This window comes from Pseudooceanicola nanhaiensis, assembly GCF_020171315.1.
Classification (GTDB): domain Bacteria; phylum Pseudomonadota; class Alphaproteobacteria; order Rhodobacterales; family Rhodobacteraceae; genus Pseudooceanicola; species Pseudooceanicola nanhaiensis_A.
In genome coordinates, this window is record NZ_JAIUZP010000007.1 from 360,316 (window position 1) to 372,218 (window position 11,903).

Consider the following 11,903-nt stretch of genomic DNA (forward strand, 5'->3'; position numbering starts at 1 on the left):
TCTATAAAAGGACTCTCAGCGGGGATCAAGGGGGTTTTGGCGAGTTTCTTTTTCTGCCTATCATGACGCAACGAGGATTGCCTATGACCGCCGATTCCTTCCAGATTTTCGAACCTGAAGCGATCACGACGAGCGTCATTTTCGCCTCGCCCCATTCCGGGCGGGACTATCCACGCGCGTTTTTGCGCCGCTCGGTGCTTGATCCCTTCACGATCCGCTCGTCCGAAGACGCCTTCGTCGACGATCTTATCGCCTGTGCGACGGACTTTGGCGCGCAGTTGCTGACCGCGAAGGTGCCCCGAGCCTATGTCGATCTGAATCGCGCGCAGGAAGAGCTGGATCCGGCGGTGATCGAGGGCGTGCGCCGTCAGGCCCACAACCCGCGCATCGCCTCTGGCCTCGGGGTGATTCCCCGCGTCGTTTCAAACGGGCGGGCGATCTATTCGGGCAAGATCACGCTGGAAGAGGCGCATGAACGGCTCGCCCGGCACTGGAAACCCTATCACTCTGCCCTTCAAAGCCTGCTGGATCGCAGCCATGCGCTCTTCGGCGAGGCGATTCTGGTGGATTGCCATTCCATGCCGCACGAGGCGGTGGATTGTATCGCCCGCAGCGGCGCGCGCCGCCCCGACGTGGTGCTGGGCGATCGATTCGGCGCCTCGGCGGACGGGGCCATCGTGGACCGGATCGAACATGCGCTTCAGGATGCCGGTCTGACGGTGGTGCGCAATGCGCCCTTCGCAGGCGCCTACATGACCCAGCATTACGGGCGGCCCTCGCGGCGCCAGCATGCGGTGCAGATCGAGATCGACCGCTCGATCTACATGAACGAGCAGATGATCCGCCCCAACGCCAACTTCCGCGCGGTGCAGCGCCTGCTGCGGCAGGTGGCGCAGGACATCGCCGAGATCGGCCGCAAGCGCGAGATGCCGCTGGCGGCGGAGTAAACCCCCGAGAGTTTCCCGAATCGTGCCCTCAGCGCAGGGCGCGTCCCTTCACGATCGCATCGGGCCCGAATCGCGCGCGGATACTGTCGGTCGCCCGTTCGGCCTTGCTGCGCCGCCCGGCCTCCGGGTCCAGCAGATCGGCGGAGAGATCGGCCTGTGCCTCGGGCACCAGCTCGCTGATGCCGACGCCGATCAGGCGGTAGGGGCCCTCGTCGCCGACACCGTCGTAGAGCGCGCGCGCCCTGCGATAGATCACATCCGCCATCTGCGTCGCATCGGGCAGCGAGATGCGCCGGGTCAGCGTGGCGTGGTTCGCCCGCTTCAGCTTCAACGTCACCACGCGGCCGGCCATCTGCTTGGCCTTGGCCCGGTCCGAAACCTTCTCGGACAGGCGCCAGAGGTGGCCGTCGAGGATGTCGTGGCTGGCGGTGTCCTCGAAGAAGGTCGTCTCGTTCGAGATCGACTTCACCGGGTTATGGGCCGAGACCCGGCGCCGGTCCTCGCCACGGGCGAGGAAATAGAGCCGGTCGCCCATGGAGCCGAATCGCGCGTGCAGGTCCTGCCGGTCCCACCGCAGAAGGTCTGAGAAGGTGCGGATGCCCGCTTTCTCCAGCGCGGCCTGCGTGGCAGTGCCCACGCCCCAGATCAGCCGCACCGGCTTCTCACGCAGGAACTCGGCCGTCTCCGCCGTGCCGATGACGGAAAACCCGTGCGGCTTGTCGAGGTCGCTGGCCACCTTGGCGAGGAACTTGTTGTGGCTGAGCCCGATGGAGCCGGTCACCCCCAGCTCGTCCCGCATGCGCCGCACGAGGCGGGCCAGCATCGTGGCCGGCGGCACGCCGTGGAGCTTTTCTGTGCCGGTCAGGTCAAGGAAGGCCTCGTCCAGCGAGAGCGGCTCGATGGCGGGGGTCATCTCCTCCATCATGGCGCGGATCGCGCGGGAGACCTCGACGTAGCGGCTCATCCGCGGCTTGATCACCACCGCGTCGGGGCAGAGCTTGAGCGCCTGGAACATCGGCATGGCCGAGCGGACGCCGCGAATCCGCGCGATGTAGCAGGCGGTGGAGACCACGCCGCGCCGCCCGCCGCCGATGATCACCGGCTTGGCGGCCAGCTCGGGATTGTCGCGTTTCTCGACCGAGGCATAGAAGGCGTCGCAGTCCATATGCGCGATGGTCAGCGTGTTCAGCTCTGCATGCGACACCACCCGCCGGGACCGGCAGACGGGGCAGGAGGTGCCCTGTTCGAAGGGCGTGAGGCAATCGCGGCAAAGGGCTGGCATCGGACGAAAAGCGTGCGCGGGTCCATGGATGTTTCGCAAACCCATCTTACATTGGCGCCATGGAGAGTGACACCGGATTCGTGGGCGCCAAGCTGGCGCTGTTCCTCGGCGAGGAGCTGCTTGTCATCCGGCGTGATGACCGGGACGACATTCCCTGGCCGGATTTCCTCGATTTCCCCGGTGGCGGGCGCGAAGGCGACGAAGGCCCCGAGGCCTGCGCCCTGCGCGAGACGCTGGAGGAGGTCTCGCTCGACCTGCCCGATACGGTTCTGATCTGGCGGCGCAGCTACGAGCGGCCCCATGGGCGGGTCTGGTTCTTCGTGGCGCAGATCGAGGACTGGCGGGTGGATGATGTGGTTCTGGGCGACGAGGGGCAGGGCTGGGAGCTGATGTCCCCGGATGCCTACCTCGCGCATCCCGACGCGATCCCGCATTTCAGGGGGTACCTGTTGGATTACCTTGCGAGCCAGCGGGCGGCTTGAGGGGTGGAGCGGGCAAGCGGTGGGCTGATGCCTGAAATGGGAGGAGGCGCGTCCGCCGAATGTGCCGCGAAGACAGCTTGATCATCTCTCCCCTAGGTTAGCCGCTAATCCCTTCGCCACATCAGCGCAAAGCTACTCGGGCCTGGCCGACCCCAGACGCGAAGCCGCGGATCGACGGCGCGCGCGGAGGCGATCCGAACCTTTCTGGACTCCACTTTATCCCGGCCAAGCTCGTCCCTCCCTCTCAAGGGACCGCCCAGCCTCACCAAATCGCCGCCGCGTGGGCGCGCGCCGGCGATGCGCGGCGGCCTGCGGCCTTGTCCCGCGCGGGCGGCACTTGGCAAATGCGGAGAGGTGATAGCGACTTGGGGTAGGGCCTGCGCTGATACTCGACCGGGTGTCTTGCGAAGCCATCCAGTCCCACGCCAAAGAAAAAGGGCCGCAAGCGCGGCCCCTCTCACGACATGTCCCGAGCGCTCACGCGAAGGAGGCGTTGGTCTTCCAGGCATCCGCGATTTCGCGCTGGATCGCCTGAGCGGCTGCGCGCGGGTCTTCTGCGCGCCAGATCGGGCGGCCCACCACGATGTGGTCCACGCCATCCTTGATCGCCAGCGACGGCGTCGCGATCCGCTTCTGGTCGCCCTTGTCGGCCCCCAGCGGGCGCACGCCCGGCGTCACGATCAGCCGGCCCTCGGCCTGCGGCAGGGCGCGGATCGCAGCCGCTTCCTGCGGCGAGGCGATGATCCCGTCGGCCCCGGCCTCGAAGGCCTTGGCCGCGCGTTCGATGACGATGTCGCGCACGTCGCCCGCCTTCATCAGGCCATCGTCGAGGTCGGAGCGCTCCAGCGAGGTCAGGATGGTGACGGCGAGGATCTTGGTCTGCGAGGCGCCCGCGCCTTCCTTGGCCGCGCGCACCACATGCGGGTCGCCGTGCACCGTGAGGAAGTCGAGGTCGAAGGCCGCCAGGCCACGCACGGCGTTTTCCACCGTCGCGCCGATGTCGAAGAGCTTCATGTCAAGGAAGATGCGCTTGCCGTGCTCCTGCTTGAGCTCGTTGGCGAGCGCGAGGCCCCCGCCGGTCAGCATCCCGAGGCCGATCTTGTAGAAACTCACGGCGTCGCCGATCGTCTCGGCAAGCTGCAACCCGGACAGGGCATCGGGTACGTCGAGAGCGACGATCAGGCGGTCATCTGCGGTCATTGGGAGGTCTCCTGCGATTTTCCCGAGTATATAGAGTGTGCCGATCCCCGGCAAGATCGGGGTGCGGCAAAAAAACCACAGTTTGTGCGGCGGGACATCTTGGAAAGCCCGCGACGCTCCCCCATCTTGTCTATCGAGGCCCCGAACGGGAGCGCGCCGCCAAGCGGGCGTTTCGAACGAGGGGTGCTATTGAGGAAGGAGTTTACCGATGAACATGGAAAAGTTCACGGAACGGTCGCGCGGTTTTCTTCAGGCCGCCCAGACCATTGCGATGCGGGAGAGCCATCAGAAACTGGCGCCCGAGCATCTGCTCAAGGCCCTGATGGATGACAGTGAAGGTCTCGCCTCCAACCTGATCAACCGCGCCGGCGGCGACGCCAAGCGGGTGCAGCAGCAGGTCGAGATCGCGCTGAAGAAAATTCCGCAGGTGACCGGCGACGCCGGCCAGATCTACATGGACAGCCAGACCGCCAAGGTCCTGGGCGAGGCCGAGAAGCTGGCCGAGAAGGCGAAGGACTCGTTTGTCCCCGTCGAACGGCTGCTGACGGCGCTTGCGCTGGTGAAGAGCCCGGCCAAGGACGCGCTGGAGGCCGGCAAGGTCTCGGCTCAGAGCCTGAACGAGGCGATCAACGACATCCGCAAGGGCCGCACGGCCGACAGCGCGAATGCCGAGGATACCTTCGAGGCGCTGGAGAAATACGCCCGCGACCTGACCAAGGCCGCCGAGGAAGGCAAGATCGACCCGATCATCGGGCGCGACGATGAAATCCGTCGCTCGATGCAGGTGCTGTCGCGCCGGACCAAGAACAACCCGGTCCTGATCGGGGAACCCGGCGTCGGTAAAACGGCGATTGCCGAGGGTCTGGCCCTGCGCATCGTCAACGGCGACGTGCCGGAGTCCCTGCGCAACAAGCGCCTGCTGGCGCTGGACATGGGCGCGCTGATCGCCGGGGCCAAGTACCGTGGCGAATTCGAGGAACGGCTGAAATCCATCCTGTCGGAGATCGAATCCGCGGCGGGTGAAGTGATCCTCTTCATCGACGAGATGCACACGCTCGTCGGCGCCGGGAAGACCGATGGCGCGATGGATGCGGCCAACCTGATCAAGCCTGCGCTTGCCCGGGGGGAACTGCACTGCATCGGGGCCACCACGCTCGACGAATACCGCAAGTACGTCGAGAAGGACGCCGCCCTTGCCCGCCGGTTCCAGCCGGTGATGGTCAGCGAACCCACGGTCGAGGACACGATCTCGATCCTGCGGGGCATCAAGGAGAAGTACGAGCTGCACCACGGCGTGCGGATCTCGGACAGCGCCCTTGTGGCGGCCGCGACGCTCTCGAACCGCTACATCACGGACCGGTTCCTGCCCGACAAGGCCATCGACCTCGTGGACGAGGCCGCCAGCCGCCTGCGGATGGAAGTCGACAGCAAGCCCGAAGAGCTGGACCAGCTCGACCGGCAGATCCTGCAGATGCAGATCGAGGTCGAGGCGCTCAAGCTCGAGGATGACGCGGCCTCCCGCGACCGTCTCGAGACACTCGAGAAGGAGCTGGCCGACCTGCAGGACCGCTCGGACGAGATGACCGCCAAGTGGCAGGCCGAACGCGACAAGCTGGCCGGGGCCCGCGAGCTGAAGGAACAGCTGGACCGCGCCCGCGCGGATCTGGAGATCGCCAAGCGGAACGGGGATCTGGCGAAAGCCGGTGAGCTGTCCTACGGCGTGATCCCGCAGCTGGAAAAACAGCTGGGCGAGGCCGAGGCGGCGGAAGCCGAAGGTGGCGTCATGGTCGAGGAAGCCGTGCGTCCGGAGCAGATCGCGCAAGTGGTCGAACGCTGGACGGGCATTCCCACGGCCAAGATGCTGGAGGGCGAGCGCGAGAAGCTGCTGCGCATGGAAGACGGCCTGCATAAGCGGGTCATCGGCCAGAACGCGGCGGTCCGGGCGGTGGCGAATGCCGTGCGTCGGGCGCGTGCGGGTCTCAACGACGAGAACCGTCCGTTGGGTTCGTTCCTCTTCCTCGGGCCGACCGGCGTGGGTAAGACCGAACTGACCAAGGCCGTGGCCGAGTTCCTGTTCGACGACGACAACGCGATGGTCCGCATCGACATGTCGGAGTTCATGGAGAAACACTCGGTCGCCCGTCTGATCGGTGCCCCGCCGGGATACGTCGGCTATGACGAAGGCGGTGTCCTGACCGAAGCCGTGCGGCGGCGTCCCTATCAGGTCGTCCTCTTCGACGAGGTCGAGAAGGCGCACCCGGATGTCTTCAACGTGCTGCTGCAGGTTCTGGACGATGGTGTGCTGACCGATGGCCAGGGCCGTCGGGTCGACTTCAAGCAGACGCTCATCGTGCTGACCTCGAACCTCGGGGCACAGGCGCTGAGCCAGCTGCCCGAAGGGGCCGATGCGGCGGATGCCAAACGCGACGTGATGGATGCGGTGAAGGCCCACTTCCGGCCCGAGTTCCTCAACCGTCTGGACGAGATCATCGTCTTCGACCGGCTGGCCCGGGCGGACATGGACGGGATCGTCACGATCCAGCTGGGTCGTCTCGAAAAACGCCTCGCGGGTCGCAAGATCCATCTGGCGCTGGACGAGGGCGCGAGGAAATGGCTGGCCGACGAAGGCTACGACCCGGTGTTCGGGGCGCGGCCGCTGAAACGGGTCATCCAGCGTGCGTTGCAGGATCCGCTGGCGGAGCTGCTGCTGGCGGGCGACGTGAAGGACGGTGACACCATTCCCGTCACGGCGGGGGCCGAAGGGCTGCTGCTGGGCGAGAAGCTGGGCGCCACCAACCGCGACAAGCCGGAGGACGCAGTGGTCCACTAAGGGCCGCGTCAGCGCAGAACACCAAACCCCGCCGGAGCGATCCGGCGGGGTTTATCATGTCCGGGTGCGGGGCAGGGGCCCCGCGCACCGAAGCGGCGCTTACATCGCGGCGTCGGGCATCAGCACCGAGTCGATCACGTGGATCACGCCGTTGGAGGCTTCCACGTCGGGCATCACCACGGTGGCCTCGTCGACCATCACGCTGTCCCCCAGCGAGATCTCGATCTCTTCGCCTTCCACGGTGGCGGCCATCATGCCGTCGGTCAGGTCACCGGACATCACTTCGCCCGGCACGACGTGGTAGGTCAGGATCTCGGTCAGCTTGTCCTTGTTCTCGGGCAGGAGAAGGCTGTCGACGGTGCCTTCGGGGAGGGCGGCGAAGGCCTCGTCGGTGGGCGCGAAGACCGTGAACGGGCCGTCCCCTTTCAGGGTCTCGACAAGACCGGCGGCTTCGGCTGCGGCCAGCAGGGTGCCGAAATCGCCGGCTGCGGTGGCGGTGTCGACAATGTCCTTCTTGCCCATGTGGTTATCGGCGAGCAGGGCGGTGGGCGCGGTCAGCGAGGCAACGGTGGCGAGGGCGATAAAGCTACGGCGGATCATCTTGATATCTCCATGTTCTGGTTGTCTGCACCGTCATCGGCGTCAGTGAACGGGATACCCGGCGGGGGCGGGACCGGATCACCCTCAAGAAATCGCGAAGCGGTGTTGACGCGCGGCGCTTTCGCGTCAAGCCGGGGCCCGTCGGGATTTCCAGTCACGATGCAGTGTTTTCATGTGATCCGCAGTGAGCCGCTTTTTCGAATTATTTCGTGATGTGAAATGCTTGGCGCCGTTTCGGCGCGGAAAAATGCGGGTCGGTCCGCTGCTGCGGCGACTAGAAGCCGGTGCCTGCGTGGACGCGGCAAAAGAGGGCACCACGCCCGCCCCGGGGCGGGCGCTGGCCTTTCATCTCATGTGACCGTCTCGTGTGGCCGTCGGCCTGACGCCCGGCCTTGAGGCTCAGTCCATCCCGATCGCGTTGCGGGCGATGCGGTCCAGCAGGGCCTCGACCTCCTTCATGGGGCCTTCGGGGAAGGCGCGGTAGCCGATGATCGTCTCCTCCGGCGTGTCTGCCTTCACCGCCACGAAGATATCGTAGGGGCAGAAGCGGATGTTCATCGGGTCCGCTTCCATCACCTTGCGCGACAGCGCGGCCGAGCAGAAGGAATAGACATCCGCCGCCTTGAAGATCTCGACGTCCGAGCCGACGTCGGCGCGGGTCCGCGCCAGCATCTCGCCCACGTGGCTGGTGCCGTCGACCACCAGTCCCTCGTCGATGATCGCATTCTCCAGCCCGAAGACCACGTCTTCAAAGCTCTCCTGCGTCGTGTAACTGATCAGCCCCTCCGCCACGGCGGGCAGGGCCGGAAGCGCCAGCAAAAGCGCGCCACCGATCATCCCTGACAGTTTCATGGGAACCTCCTCCGAATTTTCGCGGCAGGTTACTTGCCGCTGTCACTATATAATCGCAGTCTGGTCCCGTTGTTGAGGTGACAAATCGGGCCCGGCCCGAAGACCCCAGAGGGAGTGTGTCATGGATTTCGCAGGAAGCGCGCTGGAATACCTCGCGCTGTTCTTCATCCTAGCAATCGGGTTTGCGGCGCTGCTCGCGGTCGGGATGTACGTCATCGACCGCTGGCAATCGGACGATGCGATCCTTCGGAACTATCCCGTCATCGGTCGGTTCCGCGGGCTGTTCACCAAGCTGGGCGAATTCTTCCGACAGTACTTCTTTGCCATGGACCGCGAGGAAATGCCCTTCAACCGGGCGCAGCGGGACTGGGTGTACCATGCGGGCAAGGGCGTGGGGAACACGATCGCCTTCGGCTCGACCCGCAACCTGACGATTCCCGGCACGACGATCTTCGTGAACTCGGCCTTCCCGCCGCTGGATGACCAGTTTGCCGCCTCGCAGCCGATGGAGATCGGGCCGACCGCGCGGATGCCCTATATGGCGCATTCGATCTTCAATATCTCCGGCATGTCCTATGGCGCCATCTCGCGCCCCGCGATCGAGGCGCTGAGCCGTGGCGCCGCCAAGGCCGGCATGTGGCTGAACACCGGCGAGGGCGGGCTGAGCCCGTACCACGAGGAGGCCAACTGCGACATCGTCTACCAGATCGGCACCGCGAAATACGGGGTGCGCGACGCCGAGGGCCGTCTGAACGACGAGAAGCTGCGGCAGGTTGCGGCGCACCCGCAGGTCAAGATGTTCGAGCTGAAGCTGGCGCAGGGGGCGAAACCGGGCAAGGGCGGCATCCTGCCCGGCGCCAAGGTGGACGAGGAAGTGTCCCGAATCCGTGGCATCGCGGTGGGGCAGGATTCGATTTCGCCCAACCGGCACCTCGACATCGCGGACTTCGGCCAGCTGCTCGACATGATCGGCCACATTCGCGAGGTGACGGGCCGCCCGGTGGGCTTCAAGACGGTGATCGGCTCCTCCGACGCCTACGAGGAGCTCTTCGAGATGATCCTCGAACGCGGGCCGGACTGCGCCCCCGACTTCATCACCATCGACGGCGGCGAGGGCGGCACCGGGGCCGCGCCAATGCCGCTGATGGATCTTGTCGGCATGCAGATCCGCGAGGCGCTGCCCCGGATCGTCGACATGCGCGACCGCTACGGGCTGAAGGAGCGCATCCGCATCATCGCCTCGGGCAAGCTGGTGAACCCGGGGGACGTGGCCTGGGCGATCTGCGCAGGCGCGGATATCGTCACCTCGGCCCGGGGCTTCATGTTCGCGCTCGGCTGCATTCAGGCGCTGAAGTGCAACAAGAACACCTGCCCCACGGGGATCACCACACATGATCCGCACCTTCAGCGCGGTCTCGTGGTAGAACAGAAGTACGAGAAGGTCGCCAACTACGCCAAGCAGGTGATCAAGGAAGTCGAGATGATCGCCCATTCCGTCGGCGTGGCCGAACCGCGCCTGATGCGGCGGCGCCATGTGCGCATCGTGCAGGCCAATGGCGAGAGCATCCCGATGAACAAGCTGCGCCCCTCGGTGATGCCGGAAAAGGGCCCGGGTTACAGCGCGACCACAAAGATGTGAGGTGCGCGGGGCATCTGTAACGCCTCCTGTGCCGTATACGAAGAGTATAGGGAAGCAACCACAGGGGAGCCGAACCATGGCCCGGATCTGGAAGGGGCGTTTCCGCGACTGCGACGTCACGCCCGAAGAGATGTACCTCAACCGCCGTCAGATCATGGCGGGGGCGCTTGGCCTCGGCGTCGGCTCCATCGCGGGGCCGGCGTTCGCAGCCCCCTCGGGGCTGACGCCGAACACGCTGGAAGAGATCACCAACTACAACAACTACTACGAGTTCGGCACCGGCAAGGAAGACCCTGCCCGGAACGCGGGCTCGCTGACCGTGAAGCCCTGGACTGTCAAGATCGACGGCATGGTGGATAAGCCGGGCGACTATGCGCTCGACGACATCCTCTCCAGCCAGCAGATCGAGGAGCGGATCTATCGCCTGCGCTGTGTCGAGGCCTGGTCCATGGTTATCCCGTGGAACGGCTTCGAACTGGGCAAGCTGCTGGAACGGGTCGGCGTCCAGTCCGGTGCGAAATACGTGGCCTTCGAGACCGCGCTGCGCCCGGATGAGATGCCCGGTGTGCGCTATCCCGTCCTCGACTGGCCCTACCGCGAGGGGCTGCGCCTCGACGAGGCGATGCATCCGCTGACCCTCGTGGCGACCGGCCTCTACGGGAAGGAGCTGCCGAACCAGAACGGCGCGCCGCTGCGCCTCGTGGTGCCGTGGAAGTATGGCTTCAAGTCGATCAAGTCGATCGTTCGGATCACCCTGCAGGACGAGCAGCCCTTCACCAGCTGGAAGGACGCCAACCACCGGGAGTACGGCTTCTACAGCAACGTGAACCCGCAGGTGAACCATCCGCGCTGGTCCCAGGCCACCGAACGGGTCATCGGCGCGGGCCTCTTCGGCTCGCGGCAGGAGACCGAGATGTTCAACGGCTATGACGAGGTCGCCAGCCTCTATAGCGGCATGGACCTGCAGAAGAACTACTGATGGCGCTTGTCGATCGCCTCAACCGTGCCACGCGGCGTGTCCCGGCATGGCCCCTCTATCTCCTCGGGGCCCTGCCGCCGGTCTGGCTGATCTGGGCGGGGTTCGCCGGCCAGCTTGGCGTCGACCCGGTCAAGGAGATGGAGCACCAGATGGGCGAATGGGGCCTCTGGCTGCTCATCGCCGGGCTGGCCATCACGCCGCTGCAACGCTTCGTCGGGCTCCGCTTGGTGAAATACCGCCGTGCCATCGGCCTGCTGGCCTTCTTCTATATCCTGCTGCACCTGCTCATCTGGTTGGTGCTGGACGTGCAGATTCCCAGCCAGATCGTCGCCGACATCCTCAAGCGGCCCTACATCACCATCGGCATGGCGGCCTTCGTCCTGTTGCTGCCGCTGGCCCTGACCTCCAACAACTGGTCGATCCGGCGGATGGGGTCCGGCTGGCGCAAGCTGCACAAGCTCGTCTATCCGGCGGTGCTGCTGGGGGCGGTGCACTTCGTGATGCTGGTGAAGGGCTTCCAGATCGAGCCGCTTCTCTACCTCGCGGCGATCGTCGCTCTCCTCGCGCTCCGGCTGCGTCGCCCCAGGCGACAGCGCGCCCCCCTGCCGGGGGAGTGAACGGGTCACGACAGATTTCGGGCCGGAGCGGGGAGACCTGCTTCGGCCCGTTTCCCGACTCGCGGTCCGAGTCAGGACGCGAGTCGGGGCCGTCTCAGCGCGCGAGTCGCCCGACTGACTCGCCTCATCTGTGGGTACTCTTGTGGGTAACTCTGGGGGTAACCCCAGATGTAGGAAGCTGCCCCTCCGGAAGGCTGCGCCGCGCCCCTTCGTAAGTCCGGCGACACGCGGCGTGGATCAGAAAATTTGCGGCATAAGTCCTTGAAAATATGGTGTTCAGGGGGTTTCCGGAAAAAAGATGCGATTTCTGGCGAGATCCCTCTTGCGGGTCACCGTCACTCTCCGTAAAAGCCCCTTCACCGGCGGCGCTGAGGCGCTGACGGGGCGCTGGACGGCGCGGGGGCGAGAGCCACTGCGGGGATGGCGGAACGGAATTCGAGAGGCATCTGGGCGGGCGCGCCGCAAGTTAGGGCGC

Annotated in this window: 10 protein-coding genes; 6 read left to right on the forward strand and 4 right to left on the reverse strand. The window is 65.7% G+C overall.

Translation table 11 applies throughout. The features are described 5' to 3' along the window. Nucleotides 1-83: 83 nt before the first annotated feature. Nucleotides 84-947: an N-formylglutamate amidohydrolase gene (locus LCM32_RS14105; protein ID WP_224821712.1), complete on the forward strand. Its 864-nt coding sequence runs from the start codon at nucleotides 84-86 to the stop codon at nucleotides 945-947. Nucleotides 948-975: 28 nt separating this feature from the next. On the opposite strand, the gene LCM32_RS14110 is transcribed toward LCM32_RS14105, so the two are convergent. Further along, nucleotides 976-2,229: a DNA polymerase IV gene (locus tag LCM32_RS14110; RefSeq protein ID WP_224821713.1), complete on the reverse strand. Its 1,254-nt coding sequence runs from the start codon at nucleotides 2,227-2,229 to the stop codon at nucleotides 976-978. 59 nt (nucleotides 2,230-2,288) lie between these two features. Here LCM32_RS14110 and LCM32_RS14115 point away from each other — a divergent pair, with 59 nt between their 5' ends. Further along, nucleotides 2,289-2,711, forward strand: a complete 423-nt coding sequence (locus LCM32_RS14115; protein WP_224821714.1) for an NUDIX hydrolase — start codon at nucleotides 2,289-2,291, stop codon at nucleotides 2,709-2,711. Between the two features lie 477 nt (nucleotides 2,712-3,188). On the opposite strand, the gene pyrF is transcribed toward LCM32_RS14115, so the two are convergent. After that, entirely contained in the window at nucleotides 3,189-3,911 is a 723-nt protein-coding gene (pyrF, locus tag LCM32_RS14120; RefSeq protein WP_224821715.1) for an orotidine-5'-phosphate decarboxylase, read from the reverse strand. A 208-nt stretch (nucleotides 3,912-4,119) separates the two neighbouring features. On the opposite strand from pyrF, the gene clpB reads away from it, so the two are divergent. Beyond that, on the forward strand, nucleotides 4,120-6,741 hold the full coding sequence (gene clpB, locus LCM32_RS14125) for an ATP-dependent chaperone ClpB (RefSeq protein ID WP_224821716.1): 2,622 nt from the start codon (nucleotides 4,120-4,122) through the stop codon (nucleotides 6,739-6,741). Nucleotides 6,742-6,840: 99 nt separating this feature from the next. Here clpB and LCM32_RS14130 read toward each other — a convergent pair whose 3' ends face one another. Both LCM32_RS14130 and LCM32_RS14135 read right to left on the reverse strand, forming a co-directional pair. Further along, nucleotides 6,841-7,341, reverse strand: a complete 501-nt coding sequence (locus LCM32_RS14130; protein ID WP_224821717.1) for a fasciclin domain-containing protein — start codon at nucleotides 7,339-7,341, stop codon at nucleotides 6,841-6,843. Between the two features lie 399 nt (nucleotides 7,342-7,740). After that, entirely contained in the window at nucleotides 7,741-8,193 is a 453-nt protein-coding gene (locus LCM32_RS14135; protein ID WP_224821718.1) for a DUF302 domain-containing protein, read from the reverse strand. Between the two features lie 121 nt (nucleotides 8,194-8,314). Between LCM32_RS14135 and LCM32_RS14140 the strand changes: the two genes are divergently transcribed. From LCM32_RS14140 to msrQ, 3 genes are all read left to right on the forward strand, one after another. Beyond that, complete coding sequence (locus tag LCM32_RS14140) at nucleotides 8,315-9,832, forward strand: FMN-binding glutamate synthase family protein (protein ID WP_224821719.1); 1,518 nt, start codon at nucleotides 8,315-8,317, stop codon at nucleotides 9,830-9,832. 76 nt (nucleotides 9,833-9,908) lie between these two features. Beyond that, on the forward strand, nucleotides 9,909-10,811 hold the full coding sequence (msrP, locus tag LCM32_RS14145; RefSeq protein ID WP_224821720.1) for a protein-methionine-sulfoxide reductase catalytic subunit MsrP: 903 nt from the start codon (nucleotides 9,909-9,911) through the stop codon (nucleotides 10,809-10,811). Then, nucleotides 10,811-11,428: a protein-methionine-sulfoxide reductase heme-binding subunit MsrQ gene (gene msrQ / locus LCM32_RS14150; RefSeq protein ID WP_224821721.1), complete on the forward strand. Its 618-nt coding sequence runs from the start codon at nucleotides 10,811-10,813 to the stop codon at nucleotides 11,426-11,428. The genes msrP and msrQ overlap by 1 nt, the downstream gene beginning before the upstream one ends. Nucleotides 11,429-11,903 lie beyond the last annotated feature (475 nt).

Excerpts from the sequence above, each read along its gene's own strand:
- LCM32_RS14115 (WP_224821714.1), top strand. The coding sequence starts at position 2,289 with ATGGAGAGTGACACCGGATTCGTGGGCGCCAAGCTGGCGCTGTTCCTC.
- msrQ (WP_224821721.1), top strand. The coding sequence starts at position 10,811 with ATGGCGCTTGTCGATCGCCTCAACCGTGCCACGCGGCGTGTCCCGGCA.
- pyrF (WP_224821715.1), bottom strand. The coding sequence starts at position 3,911 with ATGACCGCAGATGACCGCCTGATCGTCGCTCTCGACGTACCCGATGCC.
- LCM32_RS14140 (WP_224821719.1), top strand. The coding sequence starts at position 8,315 with ATGGATTTCGCAGGAAGCGCGCTGGAATACCTCGCGCTGTTCTTCATC.
- LCM32_RS14135 (WP_224821718.1), bottom strand. The coding sequence starts at position 8,193 with ATGAAACTGTCAGGGATGATCGGTGGCGCGCTTTTGCTGGCGCTTCCG.
- clpB (WP_224821716.1), top strand. The coding sequence starts at position 4,120 with ATGAACATGGAAAAGTTCACGGAACGGTCGCGCGGTTTTCTTCAGGCC.
- LCM32_RS14110 (WP_224821713.1), bottom strand. The coding sequence starts at position 2,229 with ATGCCAGCCCTTTGCCGCGATTGCCTCACGCCCTTCGAACAGGGCACC.
- msrP (WP_224821720.1), top strand. The coding sequence starts at position 9,909 with ATGGCCCGGATCTGGAAGGGGCGTTTCCGCGACTGCGACGTCACGCCC.
- LCM32_RS14130 (WP_224821717.1), bottom strand. The coding sequence starts at position 7,341 with ATGATCCGCCGTAGCTTTATCGCCCTCGCCACCGTTGCCTCGCTGACC.
- LCM32_RS14105 (WP_224821712.1), top strand. The coding sequence starts at position 84 with ATGACCGCCGATTCCTTCCAGATTTTCGAACCTGAAGCGATCACGACG.